The following is a 16,602-nucleotide window of genomic DNA, read 5'->3' as shown; positions in this document are numbered from 1 at the left end:
GCTTTGCTACAATCGCGCAACAAATTGATCCCCTGAGGTACGTATGAGCGAGCCGATTCGCCTGACCCAGTACAGCCACGGTGCCGGCTGTGGCTGCAAGATCTCCCCCAAGGTGCTGGATGTGATCCTTGCCGAAAGCGGCGCCCAGGCCCTGGACCCGAAGTTGTGGGTCGGCAATGCCTCGCGTGACGATGCCGCCGTGTATGCCCTGGACGACGAGCGCGGGGTGGTTTCGACCACTGATTTCTTCATGCCGATCGTCGACGACCCTTACGATTTCGGTCGCATCGCCGCGACCAACGCCATCAGCGACATCTACGCCATGGGCGGCGACCCGCTGATGGCCATCGCCATCCTCGGCTGGCCAGTCAACGTGCTGCCACCGGAAGTCGCCCGCGAAGTGATCCGCGGTGGCCGCGCCGTGTGCGCCGAGGCCGGCATTCCGCTGGCCGGCGGCCACTCCATCGACGCCCCCGAGCCGATCTTCGGCCTGGCTGTCACCGGTGTGGTCAGCAAACGCCACCTCAAGCGCAACGACACCGCCACCGCCGGCTGCCGCCTGTACCTGACCAAGCCGCTGGGCATCGGCATCCTCACTACCGCCGAGAAGAAGGCCAAGCTGCGCGAGCAGGACCAGGGCCTGGCACGCGACTGGATGTGCACGCTAAACACGCCGGGCAGCCGCTTCGGCAAGCTCGATGGGGTCAAGGCAATGACCGACGTGACCGGTTTCGGCCTGCTCGGCCACCTGGTCGAGCTGGCCGAAGGCAGTGGCCTGACCGCTCTGCTGGACTATGCCGCCGTACCGCGCCTGCCAAGTGTCGACCACTACATGGTCGAGGGCTGCATCCCTGGCGGGACCTTGCGCAACTTCGACAGCTACGGGCACAAGCTCGGTAGGCTGACCGACGAGCAGAAGCACCTGTTGTGCGACCCGCAGACCAGCGGTGGCCTGCTGGTTGCCGTTACCCCTGAAGGCGAAGCCGAGTTCCTCGCGCTGGCCGCCGAACTGGGCCTGAACCTGGCGCCGATCGGCGTGCTGGTCGAGCGACAGAGCCATGCGGTCGAGGTGAACTGATGCGCCCCGACTGCACCGACTTCCAGCAACTGTTCCTGAACGACGCGCCGATGATGGACATGCGCGCGCCGATCGAATTTGCCAAGGGGGCCTTCCCCGGCACCGTCAACCTGCCGCTGATGAATGACCTGGAGCGGCAGAAGGTCGGCACCTGCTACAAGCAACAGGGCCAGGCCGCCGCCATCACCCTCGGCCACCAGCTGGTCAGCGGCGCCACCCTGCGCGAGCGCCTGCACGCCTGGGTCAGTTTTGCCAAAAAGCATCCCGATGGTTACCTGTACTGTGCCCGCGGCGGCCTGCGCTCACTGCTCGTGCAAAACGTGTTGCGCGACGAGGCCGGCATCGACTACCCGCGGATCAAGGGTGGCTACAAGGCGATGCGCAGCTTCCTGCTGAACACCACCCAGCAGGCCGTCGAGCAATGCGATTTCATCCTTGTCGGCGGCCTTACCGGCACCGGCAAGACCGATGTCTTGCACCAGCTTGGCAACGCGCTGGATCTCGAGGGCCATGCCAACCACCGCGGTTCCAGCTTCGGCAAGCGTGCCACCGCACAGCCGGCGCAGATCGACTTCGAGAACAGGCTGGCCGTCGATGTGCTGAAGAAACGTGCCCGTGGCATCAACCAGTTCGTGCTTGAGGATGAAGGCCGTATCGTCGGCAGTTGCTCGGTACCGCTGGAGCTGTATCACGGCATGCAGCACTACCCGATGGTGTGGCTGGAGGACAGCTTCGACAACCGTATAGACCGCCTGCTGCGCGACTACGGGATAAGTCTCTTCGCCGAATTCCTCGACAGGTACGGTGAAGACCAAGGCCGCCAGCTGTATGCCGAACGGCTGACGCAAAGCATGGCCAACATTCGCAAGCGGCTGGGTGGCGAGCGCTACCAGCGTATGTCCGAACTGCTGCGCCAGGCGCTGGAGAAGCAGCTGCGCAGTGGCGAGGTGGATCTGCACCGTGGCTGGCTCGAGGTCTTGCTCAAGGAGTATTACGACCCGATGTACGCCTATCAACGCGAGGCCAAGGCCGAGCGCATCGAGTTCGCCGGGGATGGCCTGGAAGTGCGCGAATACCTGAAGACCCGCGCACTGCGCTGATCGAAACGCCCCGTTGCAGGAGCGTCAAGCTCATCACTGCCCGGGGCTGAGCACCCGCTCCAGCTCCGCCGCCCGTTCGCGGGTCATGGCCAGCACGCACAGGCCGCCTTCAAGCTGCGCCAGGGTCCCGCCACTGGCCTGCACATGGAACGCACAGTTCGCATCTCGATAGGCGATCCACTGCCGCTGCACATCGCGCAAGCCCTTCTGGGGCCCGCTCCCAAGCTTGCTCATCAGTTGCTTGTAGACCCGATTCAGGCGCTGGTCCTGAAGCTGGGTCTGCGCCTGGATGCAACTGCTCATGGCCAGCGTGCTGGAGGCCTTGTCCATGCATTGGCTGTAAGCCGGTGAGTTGTCGTCGGCCAGCGCCATTGGCGCCAGGAAAGCCAGGAGCAATAGATATCGCTTGTTCATCGCAAATCCCTTCAGAGCGTTTGTACCGGCTGCGGCGGCATCAGTACCTTGCCCGGCTCGAATTGCAGCGATGGCATCTGGGTGGCCGCATAAGCGGTCACGGCCAACGCCGCGATCAAGGCGACATCCAGCCAGTTCCAGCTCGGTACATCGCCACTGCTGCGCACGATCCAGCATTGCCAGGCCTGGCCCGCACAGAACACCAGGATCGCCGCCAGCCACAGGTAGAAGCCAGCGCCGAAGCCGGTGCGAGCAGTGAATTCATAGCTGATGTTATCCGGCAGGCGTTCGATGCCAAAGCTGCTGGCCGCCAGGTACAACGCCCCCAGCCCAAGCAGCAAGGCCAGCCGCCGCAGGCGCCGATGGCAAAGGATGGCTAACGCCAGCAGCGGGTTGGCAAACCACTGGAACATCCCGAAGGGGACGCCCCAGGGGCCGTACAGGAACATCTGCAGCGCCGGCATGTGCCTGCCGGCGCCCATCACGGCACCGTCGAAGGCCAGGCTGAGCAGGTACAGGGCAAGGCTCAGCGTCAGGTAGAACCCAGGCAAGCGGGATAGGCTCATGCGACGGGTGGTTCGAGCAGCAGACCATAGATACCCGAGTCGGTCAGCTCGCCCGCCACGCACCAGCGAGCCCGCAGCGTACCTTCAAGCACGAAACCCTGGCGCTCGAGGGTGCGCGCCGAGCCCTGGTTGCGCGGGTCGATCTCGCCTTCCAGGCGGCGCATGTGCAGGGTATGGGCGATATAGTCGATGAAGCAGGTCAGCGCCTCGTCCATGTAGCCCCTGCCCTGCACGGCACTGGCCAGGCAGTAGCCGATCTCGCCACGGCGCGAGACGTCGTCGATATTGAACAGCTGGACCATGCCGATCAGTTCGCCATTGTCGCGGCGGTACATGCCGAGCTTGAGCTGGTCGCCATTGGCATAGGCTTCGCGGTCGGCAGCCAGGGCGCTTTCGGCTTCGGCCAGGTCTTGCCAGGGGGCATGGTGCCAGTAACGCATGACCTCAGGATCGGCCATGATCGTCAGCCATTGCTCTGCGTCGGCATGGCGCATCGGGCGCAACTGCAGACGCGGGCTGTCGAGGCAGAGGTCAGTGGGGAAACTGCGGGGTGGGGTCACGCCGGATCTCCTGTCCATTGCTGGGGAGACGACAGTTTAACGTCATGTGGGGGCTGCGGGGGTATGTCTTGGGGTTTGCGGTGGGGCGGATATCGAGCGCCGCCCGCGCGGCGCATCGCGAGCTATCGCTCGCTCCTGCGTTTGTTTCTGGCCAGTAAACCCTGTTGCAGACGCGCGCGCCTTGTTTGTTCGACGCGATATCGTGCCATGCGTTGAAGGGATCGCGCGCAGATCTCCCAGGAACAATTGGCCCGAAACAAACGTAGGAGCGAGCGATAGCTCGCGATGCGCCGCGCGGGCGGCGCTCGGTCTCAAGAGCGCTGCATCTCTATCGGCGAACCCCTTCAGGCGCCGCAGATCGCGAAAATGGCTCAGGCCACCTCCGCCCCATCATCCGGCCAATGCGGCTCGTTGGCCCCCGGCGGGGTCAGTGGCGGCAGCCCATAGGCCGCCCGCGCATCGTCGCAACTCGGGTTATGCACACCGCCCTCCCAAGACGCCTCGAACTCACGGCAAGGGCTGGATCGGTTGGCGTAGATGGTGCACGCCACCTCGGTACCGATCTCGCCCTGCAGGCTCACGCAGCGGCAAGGCTTGGCGTCGGTGCCGATCATGGCAACGCGGGTGGGGTTGATCTGCACCACCAGGTCATCCGGCACAACGCCGCCGGCAGACTGGCATTCGCCCCAGAAGAAGGACACACGGAAATACCCGCAGCAGGCGCCGCAGTCAAGGCAAGGGTTGTATTCGGACATGATGGCACGGAGGGAAGGTTGTTGTTATCGGGGCTGGCCCGCGCGCCATTTGTAATCGAAGCCAGGTCGGCTGAGAAGAGGGGTAATGCAAAAATAGTTTGCCGTTGATCCGGCTGGCCCGAGCCCGCCAAAGCGGGCCCGGGTGAAGCGTTATTTCTGGATCAATCCATCGGCACGGAACATCTGGCGAATACCGCGAATCGCCTGACGAATCCGATCCTGGTTCTCGATCAGCGCGAAGCGCACATGGTCGTCGCCGTAGTCACCAAAACCGATGCCCGGCGACACGCAGACCTTGGCTTCGGCCAGCAACTTCTTGGAGAACTCCAGCGAACCGAGGTGCGCGTACTGCTCCGGGATCTTCGCCCACACGTACATCGACGCCTTGGGGTTCTCGACCATCCAGCCCAGCTCGTGCAGGCCCTTGACCAGCAGGTTGCGGCGCTGGCGGTACTGCTCGGCGATGTCACGCACGCACTGCTGGTCGCCTTCCAGGGCCGCGATGGCAGCGACCTGCAGCGGAGTGAAGGTGCCATAGTCGTGGTAGCTCTTGATTCGCGCCAGGGCACTGACCAGCTCGGGGTTGCCGACCATGAAACCGATCCGCCAGCCGGCCATGTTATAGCTCTTGGACAGAGTGAAGAACTCCACCGCGATGTCCTTGGCGCCCGGCACCTGCATGATCGACGGGGCCTTCCAGCCGTCGTAGACGATGTCGGCGTAGGCCAGGTCGTGCACCACCAGCACGTCGTACTGCTTGGCCAGGGCTACCACGCGCTCGAAGAAATCCAGCTCCACGCACTGGGCAGTGGGGTTGGACGGGAAGCCGAGGATCATCATTTTCGGCTTGGGGATCGATTCGCGGATCGCCCGCTCCAGTTCGTTGAAGAAATCCACCCCCGGCACCAGCGGTACCGAGCGCACCTGGGCGCCGGCGATCACGGCGCCGTAGATGTGGATCGGGTAGCTCGGGTTGGGCACCAGCACGGTGTCGCCGTGGTCGAGAGTGCCGAGCATCAGGTGCGCCAGGCCCTCTTTAGAGCCAATGGTGACAATGGCTTCGCTTTCCGGGTCGATGTCGACCGCGTAGCGTTCCTTGTACCAGTTGGAGATGGCCCGGCGCAGGCGCGGAATGCCGCGGGATGTGGAGTAACCGTGGGTGTCATCGCGCTGGGCGACCTGCACCAGCTTCTCGACGATGTGCGGCGGGGTCGCGCCATCGGGGTTGCCCATGCTCAGGTCGATGATGTCCTCGCCACGGCGGCGCGCAGCCATCTTGAGTTCGGCCGTGATGTTGAAGACGTAAGGGGGGAGACGATCGATGCGCGCGAAGCGGCGCGGCGAACCTGGATTGGCCATGGTTTCCTCTGCAGACGTAAGCGCCCGGAACCGTCCGAGCGACGCTGGCCGCTGGGGCGGCCGAATAAGAGGATAGTGCCGCTTCAAATGGCATGTAAAGGCATTTTTCCTGTTTATATATATTTTTTCAGATGCTTAGATCGAAATTCTTATATTTTCAGGACCTTGCAAAGTCACTTCAAGGCCTCGTACGTGCTTTGATCCCACTGTTTCAGACCCAACCCTGCACTCGGCTGCATGTGCGCCCCATTCACCTCGCTGAATGGCTTTTCCTCAAGGCCGTGGTGAACCTTGCGCTCGTCGCCCTGCCCTTCGTCGAAATAGGTATAGGACTTGCTGCGCATGGCCAGGTAAATCGCATCGTCGCTGGCCAGCGCCTGGTGATGCGCCATCAGCTCACGGTCATCCAGCTGCAGGCGCTTTTCAAGATTGACGCCCCAACCTTCCAGGCATCGCTCGGCCAGGTGTCGCACGATGCGGCCGGGCGCCTTGCAGGTGTCACCGGGCCCTTCGCCAGTCGGTGAAGCATTGCCCACGAGTGTGGCGTGACGCCCTGGCATCGGGTAAATGCTCATACGCGTACCGACGGCCACCTCCGGCACCACGCAGGCGAACCCCCTGGAGCGTTCGTCGCGAGCGTAGAAACCGACATACTGCCTGACATTTGCAGCCAGGACGGCGCGCGCCTTCTGCACGTTGAGTATCCCTGGAACCGGGTCGACGGCAAAAATGTTCACCGGTGTGTGCTGCAAGACCGGGTCCTGTGCCATGGCGTTGGCTAGCATGTGGCAACTGATGCCGCCGCGGCTCCAGCCAATCAGGTTGACCTGTTCGGGTATCAGCTGCTTGCGGAACTGGCGGATGATCTGCTCCTGCAGCGCCTGAGGGGTGACCGGCCGCTGGCCGTAATCGTAACGCTCGCGGAACCAGTTGCCGGTTCCCTTGGCCTCGTCAAGCGGTGCTCCGGCCTCTTTCAGCCGCTGGTACTCGGCCTGGGTTCGCTCGCCACGCTGCCACAGCGACTCGCCCTTGATCATTTGCAAGGCATGCTGGACATTCTCTTCCCAGCCCTTGCCGAGCAACGTTCCCATTGCCGCGCCATGGTCGCCATCATCGACGAACAGGTTGTCGTCCTGAAGATTGCCACTGCCCGGCCCATCGACCACGATCTTGTCGGCAAACTCCCGCCCCTGGTCATTGAAGGCAAGCAGCGAGATCAGCTCGCCATCCCAATAGTCAGGGTTGCTGACATCGCCTGCGGTAGCCCCGGTGCCGCAGAAATACACGTTGAACACACTCATGCCTGTTTTCTCCGATTGGCTGAAGCACGCACGGTAGCGCCGCAGTCGCCGGCGCTATCAGCCGGAAGCGCTGAACCACAGGCAAAAAAAATCCCGGCACATGGCCGGGGTTTTCGTGTAACAGGGGTCTGTATCAACGCGCGTAGGTCATCAGCACGTCCGCAGCGGTCTGGCTGTCCACCGACATCATCACGCTCAGGGCAGTGACGGTGAGGATGGAGAAGCCGAACACCTTGCGGGCCCACTTGCTGTCGTCTTCAGCCTTGTAGCCACCCCAGGCCATGTACAGCCAGTACAGGCCCATGGCTGCTGCCACGGCCAGGTAGCCGAGGCCGGCGTAACCGCCGAGGGTGAGCATCAAGGTGGCGAGCAGGAAGGCCAGCACATACAGCACGATCTGCTTCTTCGCCGCGAGGATGCCACGTGCCACCGGCAGGACCGGAATGTTGGCAGCGCTGTAATCCTTGAAGCGGAAGATGGCGATGGCGAAGCTGTGCGGCATCTGCCACAGGCTGAACATCACCAGCAGGGTCACTGCAGCCAGGTCGAAACTGTTGCTCACGGCGCAGTAGCCGATCACCGGAGGCATGGCACCAGACAGGCTGCCGACCAAGGTGCCGTGCACCGATTTGCGCTTCAGCCAGAGGCTGTAGAAACCGACGTAGACGATAAAGCCTACAGCCGCGCAGAACGCCGACAGCGGGTTGGCCTGGACATACAGCAGGCTGAAACCCGCCACCCCGAGCAGGGTGGCGTAGACCAGCGCGAGGGTCAGCGACATGCCGCCCTGCACCATGACGCGGTTCTTGGTGCGCTCCATCTTGTGGTCGATGTCACGGTCGATGCAGTTGTTGAACACGCATCCGGACGCCACCACCAGCGAAGTACCGATCACCACTGCCAGGAACAGGGCGAAGTCCACATGGCCCTTCGAGGCAAGGAAGAAACCGCCTGCCACGGAAAGCACGTTACCGAAAATGATCCCCGGTTTGGTGATTTGGATAAAGTGCTTAACGGACATGCAGTCTTACCTCACTTGGCCATCATTTCGAAGTGGATGCTGAACATGATCCACAGCGACAGGCCGACCAGCAGAGCGATTACCAGGGTGGTGAACAGGAACGTCGACACGTTGGAACGCTGCTCTTTCGAGCGGTCCATGTGCAGGAAGTACACAAGGTGTACCACTACCTGAATCACGGCCATGGCCACGATGATCAGAACGGTCAGGTTCTTCGGCAGGCTTGGCGACATGGCCAGGCCGAACGGGATCGCGGTCAGGATGATCGACAGGATGAAGCCGATCATGTACGACTTGACGCTGCCGTGATTACCTTCGTGATGAGTGTCGTGTGCGTTAGCCATTACAGAACTCCCAGCAGGTAGACGACGGTGAATACGCAGATCCAGACCACGTCCAGGAAGTGCCAGAACAGGCTCAGGCAGCTCATGCGGGTCTTGGCGGTCGGCGTGATGCCGTGCTTGTTGATCTGGTACATCATGATTGCCATCCAGATCAGGCCGGCGGTCACGTGCAGACCGTGGGTACCTACCAGGGCGAAGAAGCCCGACAGGAAGCCACTGCGGGTCGGGCCGAAGCCCTCGCCGATCAGGTGATGGAATTCATAGATTTCCATCGCGATGAAGCCTGCACCGAACAGGAAGGTCACAGCCAACCAGCCCAGTACGCCCGCTTTCTTGCCGTCGAACATCTTCAGCATGGCGAAGCCGAAGGTGATCGAGGACAGCAGCAGGAACAGCGTTTCTACAGCTACGAAGTCGAGCTGGAAGATGTCGTGACCCGACGGGCCGCCGGCAAAACTGCCGGACAGCACCGCGTAGGTGGCGAAGAGCGACGCAAACAGGATGCAGTCGGTCATCAGGTACAGCCAGAAACCGAGGACGGTCATCTGGCCCGAGTCGTGGTGGTGGTCATCGTGAGCATGGTCATGACCATGCGCGCCACCGTGGATTACTTGACTGGACATTGATTACACCCGTTCAAACGATTCGACACGTGCGCCGGCAGGCAGAGCACCTGCTTTGGCCAGCGCTTTGAGACGCTCGCCTTCGATGCGCGCCACTTCTTCGGCCGGAACCATGTAGCCCTGGTCGTCACGCGCAGCGTGGCGAACGAAGACCGCGATGGTTGCCAGCAGGCTCGCGCCAACCAGCCACCAGATGTGCCAGATGAAAGCGAAGCCGAAGACAGTCAGGAACAGACCCATGAACAGACCGGTAGCGGTGTTGTTCGGCATGTGGATCGCTTCGTACTTGCCTGGCACCTTGTAGGCAACACCGGCTTCCTTGGCTTCGTTCCAGCAGTCCAGGCCAACTTTCTCAGGCATGTGGGCGAAGTTGTAGAACGGAGGTGGCGACGAAGTCGACCATTCCAGGGTACGGCCGCCCCATGGGTCGCCGGTCACGTCCAGGTTCTGCTCGCGATCGCGGATCGAAACGACGATCTGGATCAGCTGGCAGGCGATACCGAACAGGATCAGCACGGCGCCGACAACGGCTACGTAAAGGTAGGGTTCCCACAGTGGGTTGTCGGAGTGGTTCAGACGACGGGTCATGCCCATGAAGCCCAGGGCGTACAGCGGCATGAACGCTACGTAGAAGCCAGAGATCCAGAACCAGAAGGCAGCTTTGCCCCACTTCTCGTTCAGCTTGAAGCCGAACGCTTTTGGCCACCAGTAGGCGAAGCCGGCGATGTAGCCGAATACCGCACCACCGATGATCACGTTGTGGAAGTGAGCGATAACGAACAGGCTGTTGTGCAGTACGAAGTCAGCACCTGGAACAGCCAGCAGAACGCCAGTCATGCCACCGATCGAGAAGGTGATCATGAAGCCCAGGGTCCACAGCATCGGTGCGGTGAAGCGCACACGGCCCTGGTACATGGTGAACAGCCAGTTGAACAGCTTCACACCGGTCGGGATGGAGATCAGCATCGTCGCCAGGCCGAAGAAGGTGTTGACGCTGGCGCCGGCACCCATGGTGAAGAAGTGGTGCAGCCATACAGCGAAGCCCAGAACGGCGATGGCGCCCGATGCGTAGATCATCGAGTGGTGGCCGAACAGACGCTTGCCGGAGAAGGTCGAAGTCACTTCCGAGAACACGCCGAAGGCCGGCAGGATCAGGATGTAAACCTCAGGGTGACCCCACGCCCAGAACAGGTTGACGTACATCATCGGGTTCCCACCAAGCTCGTTGGTGAAAATGTGGAAGTCCAGATAACGGTCAACAGTCAGCAGAGCGAGTGCAGCGGTCAGGATCGGGAACGAAGCCACGATCAGCACGTTGGCCCAGGTGCAGGTCCAGGTGAAGATCGGCATGTCCATCAGCTTCATGCCAGGTGCGCGCATCTTCATCACGGTGACGAGGAAGTTCACGCCGGTCAGTGTCGTACCCAAGCCTGAGAGCTGTAGCGCCCAGATGTAGTAGTCGACACCCACCCCAGGGCTGTACTGGATGCCCGCCAGCGGCGGATAGGCAACCCAGCCGGTCTTGGCGAATTCACCAACGCCCAGCGAGATGTTGACCAGCAGCACGCCTGCCAGCAGCAGGTAGAAGCTCAGGGAGTTCAGGAACGGGAAGGCAACGTCACGTGCACCGATCTGCAGAGGAACCGCCAGGTTCATCAGGCCGGTGAAGAACGGCATCGCCATGAAGATGATCATGATCACACCGTGAGCGGTGAAGATCTGGTCATAGTGTTCAGGCGGCAGGTAGCCTTCGGAGCCACCGGTAGCGGCAGCCAGCTGGGTACGCATCATGATGGCGTCGGCGAAGCCGCGCAGCAGCATGACCATCGCGACGACGATGTACATCACCCCGATTTTCTTGTGGTCGACGGTGGTCAACCACTCGGTCCACAAGTAGGTCCACTTGCGGAAATAGGTGATAGCACCAACGACAGCAATACCCCCGAGCGCGATCATGGCAAGGGTCACCATGACTATCGGCTCGTGGAAGGGTATCGCCTCCAGGGTTAATTTACCGAACATCTCTTACTCCTCTGCACCGGCAGCTGGTTGCATACTCGATTCCACACCCTTGGTTGTGGCCAGATCTTTGCTGCCTGCTTCTTCGTGGCTCGGACGACCGCGGTTCATGCCTTCGTACTTGTCGACGATGATCTGGAACTGGTCAGGCGAGGCCTCGCTGTACAGCGCGACTGGGTTGTTTTCGCTTGGTTTGGCCAAGGCGTCGTATTCAGCCTTGTCCAGCTTCTTCGGCGACTGCTTGACCTCGGCGACCCACTTGTCGAAGTCTTCCTGAGAGGTTGCAGTGGCCTTGAATTTCATGCCGGTGAAGCCAGCACCGCTGTAGTTGGCGCTGATACCGTCGAATTCGCCGTTTTCGTTGGCGATCAGGTGCAGCTTGGTGGTCATGCCAGCCATGGCGTAGATCTGGCCACCCAGGCCCGGGATGAAGAACGAGTTCATCACGGCGTCGGAGGTGACGCGGAAGTTGACCGGGGTGTTAGCCGGGAAGACGATCTTGTTGACCGTGGCAATGCCCTGCTCCGGGTAGATGAACAGCCACTTCCAGTCCAGCGCGACCACGTCGATCTGCACCGGCTTCACATCGGAATCCAGTGGACGGTACGGGTCCAGCTTGTGGGTCGACTTGTAGGTGACGTAGCCCAGGGCGATGATGATGATGATCGGGATGATCCACACCGCGGCTTCGATCTTGGTCGAGTGCGACCAGTCTGGGGTATAGGTGGCGGCCTTGTTGGAAGCACGGTACTTCCAGGCGAATGCCACGGTCATGATGATGACCGGAATCACCACCAGCAGCATCAGGCCGGTAGCGATCAGGATCAGGTTCTTTTGCTCAATGCCGACCTGACCTTTCGGGTCGAGCAGGGTCCAGTTGCACCCACTGAGTAAAAGCATGCCTAAAAAGGGCAATATGCCAAACAGTCTGGGGTAACGCTTTTTACTCATCTCACGACCTCTAGATCAGCTTGCTTCAATGCAATTTGTGTTTTGGTAGCCAACACTTCGTCCTGCCAAGTGCGGCATTTCGCGCCCGTACTCGCTCCTGCCTGGGTCCGACTGCAGGACCTTGGCGCAAAGCGGGTTAGCGGTGCTTATGGTTTCGTAGGCAACAGGCCTGTACTTCAGACCAAGTCCATTTGGTGCGGGAAAACGCGGAGGGGGGTCCGCCCGGTATCGCCGTTGGGCGAAACTTGACGAAGTCAGCAAAAAGGAGCGCTGGGGCTTCCTTCAATCCTGCGACTCGCAAGCAGTGCCGAACGGAAATTGGGGGCGATTGTAGATAGGTCGCCAACCCTTGACTATGACTTATTGAGCAACAGTCCTTTACAGGATCTGTAACAATACAGCTCGACAAATCAACTTCGCGACAGTTTGTCGCACCCCGCTTGATAGGCCTCGAGCCCGCATTTCACAAGGCTTTGAGGTTGATCTGGATCAAGCGGGAGAGGACTTTTCACTCTTCTCATCCGGTGCAAAAGACCACACCGAAATCGGGACTTATGTCTAAGACTGGCGCCGGTTGCGGTAGATGCCGAACGGTACCAGGATGGCAGTCAGGACGAACGCCACCAGTGCCCACTGCGCCAGCGACAAACCGAGGATCGGCGGGTACGGCGTGCTGCAGAAGCCATCGACCTGGAACACCAGCGGCCAGAGCTTGGCCAGGGGCAGGTCGTCGACGATCGGTTGCAGGGTATCGATGCCGCAACTGACCATGGGGTTGGCGAGTATATACACATGGTTGCCGGCCGCAACGATTCCGCCAATGGCACTGAGCACCACCAGGCCCTCGAACAGGGTCAGGCTGCGGCGCCCGGGCATGGCGGCGGCAATGAACGCGAAGATGGCGATAAAGAGCAAGGCATAGCGTTGCAGGATGCACAGCGGGCAAGGTGCCTCACCCAGTACCACCTGCATGTACAGCGCACCGCCGATCAGGGCGAGGCAGATCACCCCCAGCAGCACCAGAAAGCGCCGTTCGCGGTTCAGGCGCAAGGTTTGTTCGTTCATTGCCGATTCCTTCGATGGATAGTGGCAGCGTGGTCCGCCCGCCTTCGTGCGATTCTACACGCAGGCATGGCCCTTTAGCGTGTCGAGGAGGCGGCGAGACAGCACTGCACAGGGCTATCCGGAGATGCTGAGACCGGCTGCAGCAAGGTCGGTTCAACGTCGGCCGGTAAAAAAGCGGCTGCCCGGGTGCCGCGCAGGGGCAAGCCCCTCGACACCCGGGAGTGAAGGATACAGTGATTAAAGGAGGATTAAAGATGAAAGGTGCCGAGGCACCCTTCATCTTTCCTTATATATAGGCAGGAAGTATTGATCGGCCCAGTCGCTGGCAAGCCAGCCCCCGCGCGGCGAATGCGATCGACCGTTTCGTTCTCGATTACCCACGGGCGGGAGCACTGCTGCAGGGGAGCTGGCTTGCCAGCGACTGGGATGATGTTTTGATGAACCTGTACCGGCCTCTTCGCGGCGGTTCGGCGCGAAGAGGCCGGCCCAGTCAGTACATCACTCCATCACTCCAGGGCAGCCGCCGGCCCGAAGAACTCGTAACGGCTCTGCTGCTCTGGCACACCCAGGCCCTTCAGCTGGCGCTTGACCGCTGCCATGAAGCCTTTCGGCCCGAGGAAGTAGGCATCCACATCGCGCTCACGCGGCAGCCACTCGCCCAGCAGGTCCTGGCTCAGCAGCCCCACTGCGTCGGCCTTCTGTGCGCCCGTTTGCTCGGCATAGCAATAGAAGCGCTTGAGCTGCGGATGGCGCTCGGCCAGACCGTCGACCCAGTCGCGGAAGGCGTGCACCGCACCGTTACGTGCGCAATGGATGAAATGCACCGGGCGCTGGGTCTGCAGGGCGGCTTCGAGCATCGCCAGGGTCGGGGTAATGCCCACACCGGCGCTGATCAACACCAACGGCTTGTCGCTGGCAGCCAGGGTGAAGTCACCGGCTGGCGGGAACAACTGCAGGGTGTCGCCCACCACCAGCTCATCATGCAGGTAGTTGGAAACCTTGCCGCCCTCCTCGCGCTTGACGCTGATGCGGTACCCCTGGCCGTCGCACAGGGCCGACAGCGAGTAGTTGCGGCGCTGCTCGGCACCGTCGATGAACAGCTGCAGGCCGATGTACTGGCCAGGCTCGGCCTTGAGTACCGGCTGGCCATCCACCGGGGCGAAGTAGAACGAGGTGATCTCGCTGCTTTCCTGTTCACGACGGACCAGGCGGAATTCGCGGGTACCGCGCCAGCCGCCGGCGGCCTCTTCCTTCTGTTTGTAAAGGCTTTCCTCGGCACCGATCAGGATGTCGGCCAGCTGGCCATAGGCGGCGGCCCAGGCGGCGATGACCTCAGGGGTGGCGATTTCCTTGCCCAGCACTTCCTCGATGGCGCGCAGCAGGCAGCTGCCGACGATCGGGTAGTGCTCCGGCAGAATCTGCAGGGCGACGTGTTTGTTGATGATCTGGCCGACCAGGCCACCCAACTGCTCCAGCTGGTCGATATGACGGGCATACATCAGCACGCCATTGGCCAGGGCACGCGGCTGGTCGCCACTGGCCTGGTGGGCCTGGTTGAACAGTGGGCGGACCTCTGGGTACTCGCTGAGCATCATCTTGTAGAAGTGGGTGGTCAGCGCTTCACCACCGGTTTCCAGCAGAGGGACAGTGGCTTTGATGATTGCACGTTGTTCGGCATTGAGCATTTGCAACGACTCCTGAGCCAGTGGCTTCAAATGGTTGCCCCTGCTACTTCAGCAATCGTGCCAACTTTTTTCGCCAATGAAATCAGGGCACTGGCAGCGATCATGTCAAAAAGACCTACTCCGCTGTATAGTCAAATCGACACACAGGAGTCCATATGACTACAAAGCCGTTGCTCACCACCTTGCTGCCCCTGGTCAGTGACCTGTCCCGCGACTTGCCCGACCAGGAGCGCTACCGCCGCCTGCTGCAAGCCATGCGCGGGCTGCTGCCGTGCGATGCCGCCGCGCTGCTGCGCCTGGATGGCGAATGGCTGGTGCCGCTGGCCGTCGATGGGCTCTCCCCGGATACCTTGGGTCGTCGCTTCAAGGTCAGCGAGCACCCGCGTTTCCAGATCCTGCTCAGCCGCCCGGAACCGACCCGCTTTGCCAGCGACTCCGAGCTGCCCGACCCCTACGATGGCCTGGTCAATACCCCTGACGCCGACCTCGAGGTGCACGACTGCATGGGCTGCCCGCTGATGGTCGACGAGCGCCCTTGGGGCCTGGTGACCCTCGACGCCCTCACCCCCGGCCAGTTCCAGAGCCTGGAGCTGGAATCCCTGCAAGCCTTCGCCAGCCTGGCCGCCGCCACCGTGACCGTGGCCGAGCGCATCGAGCACCTGGCCCTGCGCGCCGAAGACGAGCACCAGCGCGCCGAGATCTACCGCCAGGCCAGCGGCCAGGACAAAGAGCTGATCGGCCAGAGCCCGGCGCACAAGCGCCTGCTGGAAGAAATCCGCCTGGTGGGCGCCAGCGAGCTGACCGTGCTGATCACCGGCGAAACCGGCGTGGGCAAGGAACTGGTGGCCATGGCCCTGCACCAGGCCAGCAACCGCGCCGACAAACCTCTGGTCAGCCTGAACTGTGCAGCCCTGCCCGACACCTTGGTGGAAAGCGAACTGTTCGGCCATGTGCGTGGCGCCTTCACCGGCGCCCACGGCGAGCGCCGCGGCAAGTTCGAGCTGGCCAACGGCGGTACGCTGTTCCTCGACGAAGTGGGCGAATTGCCGTTGACCGTGCAAGCCAAGCTGTTGCGCGTGCTGCAAAGCGGCCAACTGCAACGCCTGGGGTCGGACCACGAACACCGGGTCGATGTGCGGCTGATCGCCGCCACCAACCGCGACCTGGCCGCCGAGGTGCGCACGGGCAACTACCGCGCTGACTTCTACCACCGCCTCAGCGTGTACCCGCTACAGGTGCCGCCGTTACGCGAACGTGGGCGCGACGTGCTGCTTCTTGCTGGCTATTTCCTCGAGCAGAACCGATCACGCCTGGGTTTGAACAGCCTTCGGCTGAGCAGCGAGGCGCAAGCGGCATTGCTTGCGTATGACTGGCCAGGCAACGTGCGCGAACTCGAGCACCTGATCGGTCGCTCGGCACTTAAAGCCATGGGCCAACACCCGCAGCGCCCACGCATCCTCACCCTGGAAGCCAGCGATCTCGACCTGCGTGCCACCGCGCCAGCGGTGACTGCCACCCTTGCCCCCGCCGCGCCTGCAACCCTGGCGGTACCCGCTGGTGGCCTGCGCGAGGCTATCGATGACTACCAGCGCCAGGTGATCGATGCCTGCCTGCAACGCCATCAGGACAATTGGGCCGCAGCGGCCCGCGAACTGGGCCTGGACCGTGCCAACCTGAGCCGCCTGGCCCGTCGTCTGGGGCTTCGCTGAGGCACCATGCACTAAAGGACTACCCGGAAAGCCATCTGGTGGCAATCTGTTG

Annotated in this window: 16 protein-coding genes; 3 read left to right on the top strand and 13 right to left on the bottom strand. The window is 61.9% G+C overall.

Translation table 11 applies throughout. The features are described 5' to 3' along the window. Window positions 1–43 precede the first annotated feature (43 nt). Both selD and mnmH read left to right on the top strand, forming a co-directional pair. Complete coding sequence (gene selD / locus OCX61_RS04205; protein WP_261942735.1) at window positions 44–1,078, top strand: selenide, water dikinase SelD; 1,035 nt, start codon at window positions 44–46, stop codon at window positions 1,076–1,078. Then, the gene (mnmH, locus tag OCX61_RS04200) at window positions 1,078–2,178 is read left to right on the top strand and encodes a tRNA 2-selenouridine(34) synthase MnmH (RefSeq protein WP_261942734.1); all 1,101 of its coding nucleotides are present in this window, start codon (window positions 1,078–1,080) and stop codon (window positions 2,176–2,178) included. Before selD ends, mnmH begins: the two co-directional genes overlap by 1 nt. A 33-nt stretch (window positions 2,179–2,211) precedes the next feature. On the opposite strand, the gene OCX61_RS04195 is transcribed toward mnmH, so the two are convergent. From OCX61_RS04195 to hmpA, 13 genes are all read right to left on the bottom strand, one after another. After that, complete coding sequence (locus OCX61_RS04195) at window positions 2,212–2,592, bottom strand: lysozyme inhibitor LprI family protein (RefSeq protein WP_261942733.1); 381 nt, start codon at window positions 2,590–2,592, stop codon at window positions 2,212–2,214. Window positions 2,593–2,603: 11 nt separating this feature from the next. Then, window positions 2,604–3,143, bottom strand: coding sequence for a hypothetical protein (locus tag OCX61_RS04190; RefSeq protein WP_261944266.1), 540 nt, complete (start codon window positions 3,141–3,143; stop codon window positions 2,604–2,606). A gap of 11 nt (window positions 3,144–3,154) precedes the next feature. Beyond that, the gene (locus OCX61_RS04185; protein WP_085673742.1) at window positions 3,155–3,718 is read right to left on the bottom strand and encodes a GNAT family N-acetyltransferase; all 564 of its coding nucleotides are present in this window, start codon (window positions 3,716–3,718) and stop codon (window positions 3,155–3,157) included. Between the two features lie 371 nt (window positions 3,719–4,089). Then, complete coding sequence (locus OCX61_RS04180) at window positions 4,090–4,473, bottom strand: YkgJ family cysteine cluster protein (RefSeq protein ID WP_261942732.1); 384 nt, start codon at window positions 4,471–4,473, stop codon at window positions 4,090–4,092. A 150-nt stretch (window positions 4,474–4,623) separates the two neighbouring features. Continuing rightward, the gene (gene alaC / locus OCX61_RS04175) at window positions 4,624–5,832 is read right to left on the bottom strand and encodes an alanine transaminase (RefSeq protein ID WP_261942731.1); all 1,209 of its coding nucleotides are present in this window, start codon (window positions 5,830–5,832) and stop codon (window positions 4,624–4,626) included. Window positions 5,833–6,005: 173 nt separating this feature from the next. Further along, entirely contained in the window at window positions 6,006–7,133 is a 1,128-nt protein-coding gene (locus tag OCX61_RS04170; RefSeq protein WP_261942730.1) for a hypothetical protein, read from the bottom strand. A 133-nt stretch (window positions 7,134–7,266) separates the two neighbouring features. Then, the gene (cyoE, locus tag OCX61_RS04165; RefSeq protein WP_261942729.1) at window positions 7,267–8,154 is read right to left on the bottom strand and encodes a heme o synthase; all 888 of its coding nucleotides are present in this window, start codon (window positions 8,152–8,154) and stop codon (window positions 7,267–7,269) included. Window positions 8,155–8,165: 11 nt separating this feature from the next. Then, window positions 8,166–8,498, bottom strand: a complete 333-nt coding sequence (gene cyoD, locus OCX61_RS04160; protein WP_054887538.1) for a cytochrome o ubiquinol oxidase subunit IV — start codon at window positions 8,496–8,498, stop codon at window positions 8,166–8,168. Then, window positions 8,498–9,121, bottom strand: a complete 624-nt coding sequence (cyoC, locus tag OCX61_RS04155; RefSeq protein WP_027920308.1) for a cytochrome o ubiquinol oxidase subunit III — start codon at window positions 9,119–9,121, stop codon at window positions 8,498–8,500. The genes cyoD and cyoC overlap by 1 nt, the downstream gene beginning before the upstream one ends. A 3-nt stretch (window positions 9,122–9,124) precedes the next feature. After that, complete coding sequence (cyoB, locus tag OCX61_RS04150; protein WP_054887537.1) at window positions 9,125–11,143, bottom strand: cytochrome o ubiquinol oxidase subunit I; 2,019 nt, start codon at window positions 11,141–11,143, stop codon at window positions 9,125–9,127. A gap of 3 nt (window positions 11,144–11,146) precedes the next feature. Continuing rightward, window positions 11,147–12,091 (bottom strand): ubiquinol oxidase subunit II, encoded by a 945-nt coding sequence (gene cyoA / locus OCX61_RS04145; protein ID WP_085673753.1) that lies wholly within the window; start codon window positions 12,089–12,091, stop codon window positions 11,147–11,149. 558 nt (window positions 12,092–12,649) lie between these two features. Next, window positions 12,650–13,156 carry a disulfide bond formation protein B gene (locus OCX61_RS04140; RefSeq protein ID WP_261942728.1) on the bottom strand — a complete coding sequence of 169 codons (507 nt, stop codon included), beginning with the start codon at window positions 13,154–13,156 and terminating at the stop codon, window positions 12,650–12,652. 506 nt (window positions 13,157–13,662) lie between these two features. Beyond that, entirely contained in the window at window positions 13,663–14,841 is a 1,179-nt protein-coding gene (hmpA, locus tag OCX61_RS04135; RefSeq protein WP_261942727.1) for an NO-inducible flavohemoprotein, read from the bottom strand. 155 nt (window positions 14,842–14,996) lie between these two features. Between hmpA and norR the strand changes: the two genes are divergently transcribed. After that, window positions 14,997–16,550: a nitric oxide reductase transcriptional regulator NorR gene (norR, locus tag OCX61_RS04130; protein WP_261942726.1), complete on the top strand. Its 1,554-nt coding sequence runs from the start codon at window positions 14,997–14,999 to the stop codon at window positions 16,548–16,550. The last annotated feature ends 52 nt before the right edge of the window (window positions 16,551–16,602 follow it).

The sequence above is a fragment of the Pseudomonas sp. LRP2-20 genome, from assembly GCF_024349685.1.
Classification (GTDB): domain Bacteria; phylum Pseudomonadota; class Gammaproteobacteria; order Pseudomonadales; family Pseudomonadaceae; genus Aquipseudomonas.
The sequence above is the reverse complement of the archived record's forward strand: the minus strand, read 5'-3'. Positions and strand labels throughout refer to the sequence as shown.